We start from the raw sequence: 14390 nt of genomic DNA on the forward strand, positions 1-14390 counted from the left end.
GGGTGGGGAGAAGGGTGGGGCGGTGATGAAGGCCGCCTTCTCCCCACCTGTGGGGAGAAGGTGCCGGCAGGCGGATGAGGGGCGAGCGCCAACGCGCGATCATTCCCGTTTTCATTTCATTCTGTACCCTCACCGCTCGCCCCTCATCCTCACCTTCTCCCCGCTCGCGGGGAGAAGGGGGCGCATGCGCAGGTGCCTTTCCACGGTCGCTGCATCGCCGTGCCATCACCCTCATCCTGAGCTTGTCGAAGGGCGGGGGTGAAGGCATGCACCACGCTTGCCGCTTCTGCACTTCATGCCGCCCTCGCCCTTCGACAAGCTCAGGATGAGGGCTGTGTGGGCCCGGCTCATACACCCCCCGTCATCCCGGGCTTGACCCGGGACCCATTGAGAAACGGGGCCGGGTGCCGCAGAAGGCGCAACCGCCGGCGCGGGAGCGAGGACCGGGCTGTGCCCTGCACGCTCTTCCAATGGGTCCCGGATAGCCTGCGGCTTCCGGGATGACGGGGGTGGTGATGCGGGCAGGGTCGGCTTTCCATGGGGCGCACCTCCGCTCCCGCACGGCTTCGCCGCCGGGGTTTGAACAGCTTCGGGAAGACGGGCGGCCAAAGCGTCGCGCGTCTAAAGTAGTCATGCGACCCTCGGGCCGCCCGTCCGGCCGCTGTCCCGACTGTTGGCCGATCACTCGGGCGGGGTGCGCCCTAGCGGCTTCTCCGCAACCGGTCTTGCAACCGGCCGCCGGCCTTTCGCGGGCCCTCACATGCCTTGAGCCACCGATGCCCAAGGGGGAGGCTGCCGCCGCCCTTCCTGATCCCCGGCTCCGGACCCGGTTCCCGACAAGGGCGATGGGGGGATTATAAGTGAGGTTTTGGGGGCGGGGATAAAATTGGGGGAGTGAAAGCGTCCTTCTCCCCGCTCGCGGGGGCCGAAGGACAGGTCGAGACCCGTTGCTTCACCCCGGCTAGTGCCGGCAAGCGGATCAGGGGGAGGGCGAACGCCCGGTAGTTCTCGTGTTTTTATTCCGCCCTTCTGTAATTTCAGCTGATTACCTGCATGTTACCTTTAGGCTTGATCCTGGAAGCCAAAGCAGTAAGGCTGGATGTAGCTGCAGGCCAAAAAGCAGGAGCAAGAATGCAGAAAAAAATCACAGGGTGACGTGGTAGCATTTACGTACACCCAGACGAGTGTTGGCGTCCCTAAAGAGACTGTAAAGAAGGGTAATATGTCAGTTAAAATCCATCATTCAACAAAAGATTTAGTCATAAAGAGTGCAACTGCAGTGGGGCACACCAATTATGCGTTCGCTTTAGAAAATCTGTCGCCGCTTATTGGGCGATTCGATGAGCAAAGGAAGAAACAAAGCGCAAAATTTTATCAGCGTTTAAAAAACGATATTGTAAAGGGGTGCGTGATGCCCCCAATTACGCTTGCCTTCGTGGAGCCCGAATTGGCACTGTCAGCCGAGGCGGACGATCTCGAGAAGTTTGTGAATAAAAATATCGCAAAGGGCTACATTCTCGACGGGATGCAGCGGCTTAATACGCTTACAGCCGCTGCACGGGAAGATGGATTCGATAGAAATAGAGCTATTTATCTAACTGTCATTGTCGCAGAAAAGTATGATTTTCTGCTCTATCGAATGATCACGCTGAACAATGGCCAGAAGCCCATGACGCCTCGGCATCAGATTGAAATCTTGGCGAAGAATCTTATGGATTTTTCTGATTTCAAGAATATTACTGTACAAACAGAAAAGGATACAGAGAATAGTCTTGTTCATGGTGCATTTAAGCTAAGCGATATTGCAGCGGCATATACTGCTTACCTGACGAATAATGCGAACAATCAGAATAATAAAATTATCGACGATAAAATGAATGAGATTCTGGTTGGAAGGGTTATGAGTTCAGATTTGACTTCTGCAAAGGCGGAGTTTGGTCAGATACTCTATCTGGTTGACAGTTTCTCCTCCAATAAGGAGGCGAGGAGGTGGCTAAAGCTACAGAATAATCTGATCGGCTTCACTTTGGGAGCTAAGGCGTCATTCGACGTAATAGATAAGCTTACAGCTGATGAATTTGCTGAGCAGGTCGCGAAGTTTGAAGGTGCGTTCGATGTGATTAACCCGTCGAAGGTGAATGTCGGTCGTTCCAGAAGAGAGTTGTCCCAGAGATTTTTCACAGACTTCGAGAAGACGCGTGACCTAAGCATTGATGAGGTTTCTGAGGATTTTGTTGACTGGACGACGAGTGACTGACTGTGCACGTTTTTGATATTCGAGACAGGGAAAAGAATAAAGAGAATTTCCCAGATGTTTTGCTGTCCTCTGAGGCGCTTAGTCACGCACTCAATTGCGCAAAAATTCTCCATGGTCGCTGCGAAATCTATCAACTATCTAGTCAATCGTCTAAGGTTTGTGCTCGTGACTATGCGAGATTAAAGAGAACCAGGGATGGGGTTCGTCCCGACAAGTTTGTTGCCGACGTTCTTGGTAGCGAGGTCGATCTAGTTTCTGGGCTTAAGATTTTTAGGGCGATGAAAACGCTCAATGTAGCGTTTTTTAAGAGGCTTGAAGTTGAGTTAACGCATTGCGTTTTCAACCACCTTCAGGGGAAGTCATTAGCTTCGTTTTTGCATCTGTATCGATCACTTGAGAAGTTGGCTGTCGCATTCCCTTTGATTTACATTGCAGGGCAGTCGGATTTTGAGAAAACCATAAACAACCTTCAGATGTATTTTGACGGGAGTGGAGGTGAGCTGGGTTTTGCTAAAAAGTTTGCTCAATATATAGCAGAAAAATCATCAAATCTTTCGGAGTATTCTATTGATTTCAGGACGAAACTTGAAGACGTCGATAAATTTAGGGTTTTGCTTGATGAGATTCAGCGGTGTTGCCCGGGATTTTTGAGCAACGAAATTGATCCCTCTTCGGGGGTTTTTTCAATTGATTTTGTTAGGGTTCCATCTTTCTTGATTGAGTGTCGTAATAGAATGTTTCATTTTGGGAATAATGGTAAGAAAAACTTCGACATCGATAGAATTGAAGGCGTTGACGAGATTTGTCGTATCCTTGTCGAGCCGGGATTGCATTGGCTCGCATTAACGTTCGATGAGGTTCTGAGGCGGCAATCCGAGCGTATCGTTATCACTTGACAGCATTTGCCTCGCGCGTGCGTGGAGGTAGTAAAATGGCTACCGGTGTCCTGGATGATTACTTAGTTTGAATCGCAATTTGGCATTTCCAAGAGTGGGACAGTCAACGTTGCTTGACGGAGTCAGGCTACTCTAAGTGTTTTAGACTGCCTCTGGGCTCCCTTTGTGGATTCAAATGTGCCCCCCATCCATCCCCTCCCGTCACAATCCCCTTCCAAAAAATCATTTTAAGCTTGAAGCAATCTGGCGCAAGATGCTGTATGCTCCGCTCAGGCGTCAGGAGTGCAAGCGCCCTTGCGGCGCGCAAGGCACCCTCTGGCGAATGGTTTTTCCGCATTTGCGCGGAGGTCAGGTGAGACCATCTGGCTGCAGAAGGCTTGAAAGAGCGCAACCGCATCAGGAAGGCATGAATGAACATGGAAGCACAGAAATCCGCGGCGAAATCGTCCAGATCGACATTCGTGTGGGACGATCCCTTCCTCATGGAAGAGCAGCTCACCGATGAAGAGCGCATGATCCGCGATGCGGCCGCCGCCTTCGCTGCCGACAAGCTCGCCCCGCGCATCGAGCATGCATATATGAACGAGGAAACCGACCCGGAAATCTTCCGCGAGATGGGCGCGGCGGGGCTTTTGGGCGTGACGGTGCCGGAGGACTATGGCGGCGTGGGTGCGGGCTATGTGTCCTACGGGCTGGTGGCGCGCGAGGTGGAGCGCATCGATTCGGGCTATCGCTCCATGATGAGCGTGCAGTCCTCGCTGGTGATGTTCCCGATCCATGCCTATGGCTCGGAAGAGCAGCGCAGGAAATATCTGCCGAAACTGGCGTCGGGCGAGTGGATCGGCTGTTTCGGCCTGACCGAGCCGGATGCGGGCTCCGATCCCGGCGGCATGAAGACGCGCGCCGACAAGATCGATGGCGGCTACAGGCTCACCGGCTCGAAAATGTGGATCTCCAATTCGCCGATTGCCGATGTGTTCGTGGTGTGGGCGAAATCGGCGGCCCATGGCGGCAAGATCCGCGGTTTCGTCTTGGAAAAGGGCATGAAGGGGCTTTCCGCGCCGAAGATCGGCGGCAAGCTTTCGCTGCGCGCCTCGATCACCGGCGAGATCGTGATGGACGGCGTGGAAGTGGGCGAGGATGCGCTTTTGCCCAATGCGGAAGGGCTTGGTGGGCCGTTCGGCTGTCTGAACCGCGCGCGCTATGGCATTTCCTGGGGCGCGATGGGCGCGGCGGAAGATTGCTGGCACCGGGCGCGGCAATATGGGCTCGACCGCAAGCAGTTCGACAAGCCGCTGGCGCAGACGCAGCTTTTCCAGAAGAAGCTCGCCGACATGCAGACGGAAATCGCGCTTGGGCTTCAGGGGAGCTTGCGCGTTGGCCGGCTGTTCGACGAGGGCAAGATGGCGCCGGAGATGATCTCGGTCGTCAAGCGCAACAATTGCGGCAAGGCGCTGGAGATCGCGCGGATGGCGCGCGACATGCATGGCGGCAATGGCATCCAGATCGAATATCACGTGATGCGCCATGCGCAGAACCTGGAAACGGTGAACACCTATGAGGGCACGCATGACGTTCACGCGCTGATCCTCGGCCGCGCGCAGACGGGGCTGCAGGCGTTTTTCTGATCGGGTGACGCGCGCGCATCTTGCGCTGGTGAATTGAGAAGGGGCGGGTGCTGCGGCGCCTGCCTCTTTTTTTGTTTCGGGTGGCGCGGGCCCCTCATCCGCCTGCCGGCACCTTCTCCCCGTGAACGGGGAGAAGGAGGAGGTGGAGAAGCTCGGCTCTTTGCTTGAGATTGGCTGGAACGTTGAGGTCCCCTCTCCCCGCGTGCGGGGAGAGGGTAAGGGTGAGGGGCGGGCGGCGGAGGAGCGTTGCAGAAAAGCAGGTGGTCGAAAGCGGCGGCACTCTGTAGTAGAGGAGGGAAAGCCTGTCCCCGTTCGATCCGAGGTGTTCATGACCGCGTCCTTTCTTTCCCATCTGCGCTCCGAACTCGATGGCCTGAAGGAGGCCGGGCTTTATAAATCCGAGCGGGTCATCACCTCCATGCAGTCGGCTGAGATCGAGAGCGGCGGGCGGACGGTGCTGAACTTTTGCGCCAACAATTATCTGGGCCTTGCCGACAATGAGGAATTGCGCGAGGCGGCGAAGGCCGCGCTCGACCGCTATGGCTATGGCATGGCCTCGGTGCGCTTCATCTGCGGCACGCAGGAAGAGCATAAGGAGCTGGAAGCGAAGATTTCCGGCTTTTTGGGCTATGAGGACACGATCCTCTATTCCTCCTGCTTCGATGCCAATGCGGGGCTTTTCGAGACGCTGCTGGGCCCGGAGGATGCGATCATCTCCGATGCGCTCAACCATGCGTCGATCATCGACGGGGTGCGGCTTTGCAAGGCCGAGCGCCATCGCTATGCCAACAACGACATGGCAGCACTTGAGGAATGCCTGAAGAAGGCCGAGGGCGCGCGCTTCAGGCTGATCGCCACGGATGGCGTTTTCTCCATGGATGGCATCGTCGCCAATCTGGGCGCGGTCTGCGATCTCGCGGAAAAATACGATGCGATGGTGATGGTGGACGACAGCCATGCGGTCGGTTTCGTGGGTGAGAACGGGCGCGGCACGCCGGAGCATTGCGGCGTGGAAGGCCGGGTCGACATCATGACGGGCACGCTCGGCAAGGCGCTGGGCGGGGCGTCTGGCGGCTATACCTGTGCGAAGGCGGAGGTGGTGGACTGGCTGCGCCAGCGTTCGCGGCCCTATCTGTTTTCCAACACGCTGGCGCCGGTGATCGCGGCGGCCTCTTTGAAGGTCTTTGATATGGTGGAGCAGGGCGATGCGCTGCGCCGTCATCTTGCCAGCAATGCCGCGCGGTTCCGCTCGGGCATGGAAAAGCTGGGCTTCACCCTGGCGGGCGCCGATCATCCGATCATTCCGGTGATGGTGGGCGATGCGGCTCTCGCCGCCCGCATGGCTGAAATGCTGATGGATGAGGGCATCTATGTGATCGGCTTCTCCTTCCCCGTGGTTCCGAAGGGGGCTGCGCGCATCCGCACGCAGATGTCGGCGGCGCATTCGGCCGACGATATCGATCGCGCGGTGGAGGCGTTTGGAAAAGTGGGGCGTGAGCTTGGGGTGATCGGGTGAGTGACGGAAGGGCCGGCACCGACCCCTCATCCCCCTGCCGGGATCAGCCGGGGTCGAGCCACGGGTCTCGACCCGTCCTTCGGACCCCCGTAAACGGGGAGAAGGAAGATGGCGGAAACGTCGAGGCCTCCCTCTCTCCGCTTGCGGGGAGAGGGTAAGGGTGAGGGGCGGGCGGCCACGCCAATTGCTCAAGATTTCGCTTTGGAAGGATAATCGACCATGTCCAACATGATGAAGGCGCTCGTGAAATCGAAGCCGGAAGAGGGGCTTTGGATGGAGCGTGTTCCGGTGCCCGAGGTGGGGCCCAATGACGTGCTCATCAAGGTCAGGAAAACCGCGATCTGCGGCACGGACGTACATATCTGGAACTGGGACGAGTGGGCGCAGAACACCGTGCCGGTGCCGCTGGTGACGGGGCACGAATTCGTCGGCGAGGTGACGGAGGTTGGCTCGGCGGTGACGGAGTACAAACCCGGCCAGCGGGTTTCGGGCGAGGGGCACATCGTGTGCGGCCATTGCCGCAACTGCCGGGCAGGCCGCGGGCATCTTTGCCACAACACGCTGGGCGTGGGCGTTCACCGCGCCGGCGCGTTTGCCGAATTCATCGCACTGCCGCAGCACAATGTGGTGCCGATCCCCGACAACATTCCAGACGAGATCGCGGCGATCTTCGATCCGCTCGGCAACGCCGTTCACACGGCGCTTTCGTTTGATCTGGTTGGCGAGGATGTGCTGGTGACGGGGGCGGGGCCGATCGGCATCATGGGGGCGCTGGTGGCGCAGGCCGTGGGCGCGCGCAAGGTGGTCATCACCGATATCAATCCGGGCCGGCTGGAGCTTGCGAAGAAGCTTGGCGTGCAGCACACGGTGAATGCGGCAGACGAAACGCTGCCGGAGGTGATGCGCCAGCTCGGCATGACCGAGGGCTTCGATGTGGGGCTTGAAATGTCGGGCGCAGCCCCCGCCTTCCGGGACATGATCGACGCCATGAACAATGGCGGCAAGATCGCCATTCTGGGAATCGCGCCGGCGGGTTTCGAGATCGACTGGAACAAGGTCATCTTCAAGATGCTGCACCTGAAGGGCATCTATGGGCGCGAGATGTTCGAGACCTGGTACAAGATGATCGCGCTGGTGCAGACACGGCTCGATGTGCGCGATCTCATCACGCACCGCATCAAGGCGGATGATTTCCGCGACGGTTTCGATGCGATGCGCACCGGCAAGGCCGGCAAGGTGGTGATGAGCTGGTAGGGCGCTTACGAGGCGAACAGGGGGATCGTTTCGGCGATCGCCGCTTGTGCCAGCCTGCGGTCGAGCGTCGCCAGCGGCACGGCATTGCGCCGCGCTATCTCCAGATAGGAGGCGTCATAGACCGTCAGTCCGTGCGCGCGGCTGAGGCGCAGCATTGCCGCAGGGTCGATATTGTCATCGACGAGGATGGGATGGTCGTAAAGCGCATCGAGGATGGTCTTTGTGATGGCCGGCGTGTGTTGTTTTCGGCGCTCGCACATGACAAGCAGGTTGCATATCTCGAACCACCAGATCGGCGGCACGATGGCCTGCGAGGTGAGAAGGCTTTCCTGCACCGCCAGGGCCAGATCATGATCCTCGTCGGGCAGAAGCCAGGCGGCGGTGATCGAAGCGTCGAGCACGAACCGCGTCAATAGCGGTGATCCTCATGTTTCCATGCAAGCATGTCGTCCAGTGATGTCGCGGTTTTGGGAAGGGTATCGCGCAGGGTGCGCAGCTTCCGGACCGCATTGTCAGCGCGTGTCTGCGCAGCCGTCTCGATCTGATCGGGGACAATGCGCGCCACCGTCTTGCCGTGACGTGTGATGAGTATGGTCTCGCCCCGCTCCACATCACCAAGAAGGGCCGCGAACCGGGACTTTGCTTCTGTTGCAGTCAGTGTTTTCATCTCGATGGTCATTTTGACTGGTCAATTTGACCATAAATATGGGATGTGAACGCTACTTCGTCAAGGTCGTGCGCTCGAGCGCGGCGAGGCCGGCGAGAAGGGCTGCGCGCTCCTCCGGTGTCATGCGTTCCAGCAATCCCGTTTCGAAGGACCGGGCCACGGGCACCATGTCTTCATAGGCCTTCTGGCCGGTTTTGCTGAGTGTCAGCCGCTCGACGCGGCGATCCTGCGGGTCGGGCGTGCGGACCAGCCAGCGGCGGGTTTCTAGCGAGGCCACGGCGCGGCTGACCTTGGTCTTGTGCATGGAGGAATGCGCACCGACCTCGGTTGCCGTCATCGTGCCGAACTGGCCGATGGTGGCGAGCGTGCGCCATTCCGGCCGCGTGAGCCCCAGGCGGGCGCGATAGGCCTGCGAGAAATCCCGGCTGATCGCGTCGGTGAGGCGCGTCAGGCGGTAGGGCAGAAAATCTTCCAGGGCGAGCGTGGTCCGGTCGGTCATGGTGTTCCTTTGCAACGCGGCAGTTTTCCCTTCCCGTGTCGTTGATAGTTACATTCGCCATGGTTACGATTGCAACCAATTCCTGAACTCCCCTTGCATGGAGGATCGAATGACCGTGCAGTACATGCCGGGTTTCGGCAATGATTTCGAGACAGAGAGCCTGCCCGGCGCGCTGCCGCAGGGGCAGAATTCGCCGCAGCAGCCGGCCTACGGGCTTTATGCGGAGCAGCTCTCCGGTTCGCCCTTTACCGCACCGCGCGGGACCAATGAACGCTCCTGGCTCTACCGCATCCGGCCGAGCGTGAAGCACACGGGTCGCTTCAAGGCCGTCAGCTTCGAGGAATGGAAATCTGCACCCAATGTGCATGACCATAAGCTGGCGCTTGGTCAGCTGCGCTGGGATCCGACGCCCATCCCAAACAGGGAAACCGATTTCCTGGCCGGCGTGCGCACGATGACGACCGCAGGTGACGTGCAGGGGCAGGCGGGCATGGCGGCCCACATCTATGCCTTCAACACGTCGATGGTGGATGAGTATTTTTTCAACGCCGATGGCGAACTGATGCTGGTGCCGCAGGAAGGCGGCGTGCGGCTGAAGACCGAGATGGGCATCATCGAGATCGAGCCCGGCGAAATCGCCGTCATGCCGCGCGGCATGATCTTTCAGGTCGAGCTGATGGACGGGCCGGCGCGCGGCTATATGTGCGAGAATTACGGCGCCAAGTTCACCCTGCCGGATCGCGGTCCGATCGGCGCCAACTGTCTCGCCAATCCGCGTGATTTCAAGACGCCGGTCGCCTGGTACGAAGAAAAGGAAAAGCCCTGCCGGCTGTTTGTCAAATGGTGCGGCCAGTTCCATGTGACCGAGATTGACCATTCGCCACTCGACGTGGTGGCCTGGCACGGCAATTACGCGCCCTACAAATACGATCTATCCACCTTCTCGCCGGTGGGGGCAATCCTGTTCGACCACCCCGACCCGTCGATCTTCACCGTGCTGACAGCCCCCTCGGGTGAGGAGGGAACGGCCAATATCGACTTCGTGATCTTCCCGCCGCGCTGGATGGTGGCCGAGCATACATTCCGCCCGCCCTGGTATCACCGCAACATCATGAGCGAGTTCATGGGGCTGATAAAAGGCCAGTATGACGCCAAGGAAGAGGGGTTTGTGCCGGGCGGTGCTTCGCTGCACAACATGATGCTGCCGCACGGGCCGGACGCTTTCGGTTTCGAGAAGGCGAGTCACGGAGAACTGAAGCCGGTCAAGCTGGAAGAGACCATGGCCTTCATGTTCGAGACGCGCTTTCCCCAGCACTTGACGCGCTACGCCGCTGAAACGGACACGCTGCAGGAGAACTACATCGACTGCTGGAAGGATTTGAAGAAGCGTTTCAACGGCACGCCGGAGGGTGACTGGTCCTGATCGACCGGAGCGGTCACAGAAGGTATGATCGGCGCCGGTCCGGCGGACCTGCGCCGATTGCGCGTCTCCCCCAACGCATAAAGGACATTGCATGAAACTCGCCACGCTGAAGAACGGAACGCGCGACGGCAGACTGGTCGTCGTCTCCCGTGATCTGACACGCTGCACGGACGCATCTTTCCTTGCACCGACGCTGCAGGCGGCACTGGACGACTGGGCGCGCATCGCGCCGCATCTGGCAGCCCTTTCCGAAAGTCTTGAGCATGGCTCGGTGCCTGCCGAACGCTTTCATGAGCATGATGCGCTTTCGCCATTGCCGCGTGCTTATCAGTGGGCGGACGGTTCGGCTTACGTCAATCACGTGGAACTCGTGCGCAAGGCACGCGGAGCGGAGATGCCAGAGAGTTTCTGGACCGACCCGCTCATGTATCAGGGCGGGTCGGATGCGTTTCTGGCTCCGCGCGACCCCATTCGCATGGCCGACGAGGCCTGGGGCATCGACATGGAAGGCGAGATCGCCGTCATCGTCGACGATGTGCCGATGGGCGCGACGCCGGAACAGGCAGGGGAAGCCATTCGGCTTGTCATGCTGGTGAACGATGTGTCGCTGCGCGGGCTGATCCCGGCAGAACTTGGCAAGGGCTTCGGTTTCTTCCAGTCGAAACCGTCCTCGGCCTTCTCGCCGGTCGCGGTGACGCCCGAGGAACTCGGCGATGCGTGGGATGGCGGCAAGGTCTCGCTGCCGCTATGTGTTGATTTTAACGGTAAGCCGTTCGGTCGGGCCGACGCCGGCATCGACATGACATTCGATTTCCCGACGCTGATTGCCCATGCCGCCAAAACGCGTCCGCTCTGCGCCGGCACGATCATCGGCTCGGGTACGGTATCCAACAAGCTGGACGGCGGACCCGGAAAGCCGGTTGACGAGGGCGGGGTTGGTTACTCCTGTATCGCTGAAATCCGCATGATCGAGACGATAGCACACGGTAAACCGAAGACGCCTTTCTTGCGCTTCGGCGATACGGTGCGTATCGAGATGAAAGACAGTGGGGGCCATTCCATCTTCGGCGCCATCGAACAGCGCGTCGAGGACTATCAGGAGCCCTGAAAATGGCACTCGACCCTCTCAAGCGTACCGCGCTCGTTTTCGCGATATTCAATCTGGTTGGAATATCACTCCTGGCCTGGGCGTTGAGGTCGGTCTTCAACACACTTTACGCCACATCGCCTCAGTGGATGGGCATCGCGTTGTCCTTCGTGTTTGTCATTGGCGTCATTGGCGTCAATGTCGCCTTGTCGATGCGCGCGTATCGCATCGACAGCGGCTCGGTTCTGACACGCGTGATGATCGCCTGGACGCTGATCTCGGCGATAAGTGCAGTCGCTTTCAGTGCTCTCGATCCCTGGAGCATCATAAAGTCCCTGGCCGTGATCGTCGGGGCGTAGTTGTTCAACGAGAAAGGCGCGTAATGGCCAAACAGTTCGCATCTGCAGGTGATCTCACAGAAAAGAAGATATCGTTTGATGAAATCGGGCGGGATCTCTGGGCCTTCACGGCCGAGGGCGATCCCAATTCGGGCATCATCATCGGCGACGAGTCGGTGATGGTGATCGAGGCGCAGGCAACACCACGCCTCGCCGAAAAGGTGATCGAGAAGGTGCGGTCCGTCACCGACAAGCCGATCAGCCATCTGGTGCTGACGCATTATCACGCCGTGCGCGTTCTGGGCGCGTCTGCCTACAGGGCGCCAACCGTGATCATGAGCGACAAGGCGCGGTCGATGGTGGTGGAGCGGGGCAAGGAAGACTGGGATTCGGAATTCGTGCGCTTCCCGCGCCTTTTTCAGGGCCATGAATCGATCCCCGGTCTGACCTGGCCGACAACGACTTTTTCCAGTTCCATGACGGTCTATCTCGGCAAGCGCCGGGTGGACCTGATGTTCCTTGGCCGGGCGCACACGGCTGGCGACATCGTGGCCTTCGTGCCGGACGCCAATGTGATGTTCACCGGAGACATAGTGGAGCATCACTCGGCCTGCTATTGCGGCGACGGGCATTTCCACGACTGGCCGACGACACTGGAGGAAATCCGCGCCTTCGACCTCGACGCCATTGCGCCGGGACGCGGCGGAGCGCTGGTGGGGCAGGCCATGGTCAATGAAGCACTGGATCTGACCAGCGATTTCGTGATGTCCACCTATCAGCCGGTGGCGCGGGTGGCGCAGGGCGGTGGCACGCTGAAAGAGGCATGGGACGCCTGCCGGGCGGCGTGTGACCCGAAATTCTCCGATTATGCAATCTACGAGCATTGCCTGCCGTTCAACGTGGCGCGGGCCTATGACGAGGCACTGGGCATCGACACCCCACGCATCTGGACCGCAGAGCGCGACCGGCAGATGTGGGACGCGCTGCAGGGGTAACGTTACGAAGCGGGCTGGCGCGACGTTTGAAGGACGCGCGCCGCTCGCGATCCCGGCTTCCTTCTCTCCGCTTGCGGGGAGAAGGGGCGTCAGCGCTGGCGCTTTTTTTCACGACCACCGACTTCATGCTCGGAGTTGAGGGTTGTGAACTGGAAGAGGTTTGAGCTGCTTCATTTCTGAGGAGAAGCGGCTGCAAAGGGAGGGTAAAAGTCAATGCCGCGTTACGAGTACAATCCCTTTCCCTACACAGCACCGCCGGAACTCGCAGGGGGGCATGTGGGGCAGTACCCGGTGGTGGTGATCGGTGCCGGGCCTGTGGGGCTGGCGGCGGCGATCGACCTTGCGCAGCGCGGCGTCTCCGTCGTCGTGCTCGACGACAACGATGTCGTGTCGGTGGGCAGCCGGGCGATCTGCTGGTCGAAGCGCACGCTGGAGATTTTCGACCGGCTTGGCGTCGGCGAGCGTATGGTGGAGAAGGGCGTGACCTGGAAGGTGGGGCGGCTGTTCCATCGCGACCGCGAGGTGTGGAGTTTTGACCTCCTGCCGGAGGAGGGGCACAAGATGCCCGCTTTCATCAACCTGCAGCAATACTATGTCGAGCAGTTTCTGGTGGAGCGGGCGGGGGAGCTTTCCGACCGGATCGATCTGCGCTGGAAAAACCGTGTGGTCGGGCTTGAGCAGACGGGCGGCGATGTGCGCCTTCAGGTGGAAACGCCGGACGGCGCTTATGAGATGGATGCTGCCTGGGTGGTCGCCTGCGACGGCGCGCGCTCGCCCGTGCGCTCCATGATGGGGCTCGACTTTGCGGGCCAGGTGTTCGAGGAGCGTTTCCTGATTGCCGATGTGGAGATGAAAGCGGACTTTCCCTCCGAGCGCTGGTTCTGGTTTGAACCACCCTTCCACAAGGGTCAATCGGCGCTTCTGCATAAGCAGCCGGACGATATTTACCGTATCGACCTGCAGCTTGGCCCGGATGCGGACCCGGACGAAGAAAAAAAGCCGGAGAACGTCATCCCGCGCATTGCCAAGGTAATCGGTCATTCGAAATTCGAGCTCGACTGGGTGTCGGTCTACACCTTCCAGTGCCGCAGGCTGGAGCGCTTCGTGCATGATCGCGTGATCTTTGCCGGCGACAGCGCGCATATCGTTTCGCCTTTCGGCGCGCGCGGCGGCAATGGCGGCATTCAGGACGTCGACAATCTGGGCTGGAAGCTGGCGCTTGTGGTCAAGGGCGAGGCGCCGGCCTCGCTGATCAGAACCTATGACGAAGAGCGCATTCTGGGCGCTGACGAGAATATTCTGCACTCGGCGAGGTCGACCTCTTTCATGACGCCGAAGAGCGACATGGAGCGCATGTTCCGCGACAGCGTTCTAGCGCTTTCGGCGGATCACGATTTCGCGCGGCGGCTGGTGAACTCGGGCCGGTTGTCAAAGCCCTGTTCGCTGGCTGGCTGCAAGCTTCAGGCCGAATGGGACGGCGATGGCCCGCTGGCGCCGGGGGATGTGATGCCCGATGCGCCGGTGCATGTTGGCGGCCGCCCATCCTGGCTGCTTGGCGAAGCCGGTGGCGGTTTCGTGCTTCTGGCGGTCGACTGTGACCCACCCATCGGCCTGCCGGCCGGGCTGCATGTGGTGCAGGTGACGAAGCCCGGCGCTTCGGCGGTGGATGGCGTGGCGCATGTCGAGGATAACGAGGGCGCGGTTGCCGCCCGCTATGGCGCGGGGCGGCTCTATCTGGTGCGGCCGGACCAGCATGTGGCGGCGGTTTTCACGGCATCGGACGCGCATGAGATCGCGGCGGCGATGACCCATGCGATGGGGAGGGAGTGA

13 protein-coding genes are annotated in these 14390 nt (G+C 59.6%); 10 read left to right on the plus strand and 3 right to left on the minus strand.

From position 1 onward, the window contains the following. Positions 1-1222 precede the first annotated feature (1222 nt). The 5 genes from AC07E3_RS12665 (at position 1223) to tdh (ending at position 7551) form a co-directional block, all read left to right on the plus strand. The gene (locus tag AC07E3_RS12665; protein WP_478362297.1) at positions 1223-2257 is read left to right on the plus strand and encodes a hypothetical protein; all 1035 of its coding nucleotides are present in this window, start codon (positions 1223-1225) and stop codon (positions 2255-2257) included. Positions 2258-2259: 2 nt separating this feature from the next. Further along, positions 2260-3153 (plus strand): hypothetical protein, encoded by an 894-nt coding sequence (locus tag AC07E3_RS12670; RefSeq protein ID WP_478362299.1) that lies wholly within the window; start codon positions 2260-2262, stop codon positions 3151-3153. A 416-nt stretch (positions 3154-3569) separates the two neighbouring features. Next, complete coding sequence (locus AC07E3_RS12675) at positions 3570-4781, plus strand: acyl-CoA dehydrogenase (protein ID WP_478362402.1); 1212 nt, start codon at positions 3570-3572, stop codon at positions 4779-4781. A gap of 328 nt (positions 4782-5109) precedes the next feature. After that, entirely contained in the window at positions 5110-6297 is a 1188-nt protein-coding gene (locus AC07E3_RS12680) for a glycine C-acetyltransferase (protein WP_478362302.1), read from the plus strand. A gap of 219 nt (positions 6298-6516) precedes the next feature. Beyond that, positions 6517-7551 (plus strand): L-threonine 3-dehydrogenase, encoded by a 1035-nt coding sequence (gene tdh / locus AC07E3_RS12685; RefSeq protein ID WP_478362304.1) that lies wholly within the window; start codon positions 6517-6519, stop codon positions 7549-7551. A 5-nt stretch (positions 7552-7556) separates the two neighbouring features. On the opposite strand, the gene AC07E3_RS12690 is transcribed toward tdh, so the two are convergent. From AC07E3_RS12690 to AC07E3_RS12700, 3 genes are read right to left on the minus strand one after another with little or no spacing between them, the layout of a single operon-like run. Next, positions 7557-7964, minus strand: coding sequence for a type II toxin-antitoxin system VapC family toxin (locus AC07E3_RS12690; protein ID WP_478362306.1), 408 nt, complete (start codon positions 7962-7964; stop codon positions 7557-7559). Then, a complete protein-coding gene (locus tag AC07E3_RS12695) occupies positions 7961-8218 on the minus strand; it encodes a type II toxin-antitoxin system Phd/YefM family antitoxin (RefSeq protein WP_336066573.1) in 258 nt (85 codons plus the stop codon). The genes AC07E3_RS12690 and AC07E3_RS12695 overlap by 4 nt, the downstream gene beginning before the upstream one ends. 52 nt (positions 8219-8270) lie before the next feature. Further along, entirely contained in the window at positions 8271-8717 is a 447-nt protein-coding gene (locus tag AC07E3_RS12700; RefSeq protein WP_478362308.1) for a MarR family winged helix-turn-helix transcriptional regulator, read from the minus strand. Between the two features lie 109 nt (positions 8718-8826). Between AC07E3_RS12700 and hmgA the strand changes: the two genes are divergently transcribed. The 5 genes from hmgA to AC07E3_RS12725 all read left to right on the plus strand — a co-directional run bounded on the left by hmgA (position 8827) and on the right by AC07E3_RS12725 (position 14390). Beyond that, positions 8827-10140 carry a homogentisate 1,2-dioxygenase gene (hmgA, locus tag AC07E3_RS12705; protein ID WP_065816260.1) on the plus strand — a complete coding sequence of 438 codons (1314 nt, stop codon included), beginning with the start codon at positions 8827-8829 and terminating at the stop codon, positions 10138-10140. Positions 10141-10231: 91 nt separating this feature from the next. Further along, the gene (locus tag AC07E3_RS12710) at positions 10232-11248 is read left to right on the plus strand and encodes a fumarylacetoacetate hydrolase family protein (RefSeq protein ID WP_478362310.1); all 1017 of its coding nucleotides are present in this window, start codon (positions 10232-10234) and stop codon (positions 11246-11248) included. Positions 11249-11250: 2 nt separating this feature from the next. Beyond that, the gene (locus AC07E3_RS12715) at positions 11251-11586 is read left to right on the plus strand and encodes a hypothetical protein (protein ID WP_478362312.1); all 336 of its coding nucleotides are present in this window, start codon (positions 11251-11253) and stop codon (positions 11584-11586) included. Positions 11587-11609: 23 nt separating this feature from the next. Further along, positions 11610-12560, plus strand: a complete 951-nt coding sequence (locus tag AC07E3_RS12720) for an MBL fold metallo-hydrolase (RefSeq protein WP_478362314.1) — start codon at positions 11610-11612, stop codon at positions 12558-12560. 213 nt (positions 12561-12773) lie between these two features. Continuing rightward, positions 12774-14390 carry an FAD-dependent oxidoreductase gene (locus AC07E3_RS12725; RefSeq protein WP_478362316.1) on the plus strand — a complete coding sequence of 539 codons (1617 nt, stop codon included), beginning with the start codon at positions 12774-12776 and terminating at the stop codon, positions 14388-14390.

The sequence above is a fragment of the Nitratireductor lacus genome (assembly GCF_056431025.1).

Bases quoted from the DNA above. Each gene is read 5' to 3' on its own strand.
- AC07E3_RS12665 (WP_478362297.1), top strand. From the start codon at position 1,223: ATGTCAGTTAAAATCCATCATTCAACAAAAGATTTAGTCATAAAGAGT.
- AC07E3_RS12675 (WP_478362402.1), top strand. From the start codon at position 3,570: ATGGAAGCACAGAAATCCGCGGCGAAATCGTCCAGATCGACATTCGTG.
- AC07E3_RS12680 (WP_478362302.1), top strand. From the start codon at position 5,110: ATGACCGCGTCCTTTCTTTCCCATCTGCGCTCCGAACTCGATGGCCTG.
- tdh (WP_478362304.1), top strand. From the start codon at position 6,517: ATGTCCAACATGATGAAGGCGCTCGTGAAATCGAAGCCGGAAGAGGGG.
- AC07E3_RS12695 (WP_336066573.1), bottom strand. From the start codon at position 8,218: ATGAAAACACTGACTGCAACAGAAGCAAAGTCCCGGTTCGCGGCCCTT.
- AC07E3_RS12700 (WP_478362308.1), bottom strand. From the start codon at position 8,717: ATGACCGACCGGACCACGCTCGCCCTGGAAGATTTTCTGCCCTACCGC.
- hmgA (WP_065816260.1), top strand. From the start codon at position 8,827: ATGACCGTGCAGTACATGCCGGGTTTCGGCAATGATTTCGAGACAGAG.
- AC07E3_RS12710 (WP_478362310.1), top strand. From the start codon at position 10,232: ATGAAACTCGCCACGCTGAAGAACGGAACGCGCGACGGCAGACTGGTC.
- AC07E3_RS12715 (WP_478362312.1), top strand. From the start codon at position 11,251: ATGGCACTCGACCCTCTCAAGCGTACCGCGCTCGTTTTCGCGATATTC.
- AC07E3_RS12720 (WP_478362314.1), top strand. From the start codon at position 11,610: ATGGCCAAACAGTTCGCATCTGCAGGTGATCTCACAGAAAAGAAGATA.
- AC07E3_RS12725 (WP_478362316.1), top strand. From the start codon at position 12,774: ATGCCGCGTTACGAGTACAATCCCTTTCCCTACACAGCACCGCCGGAA.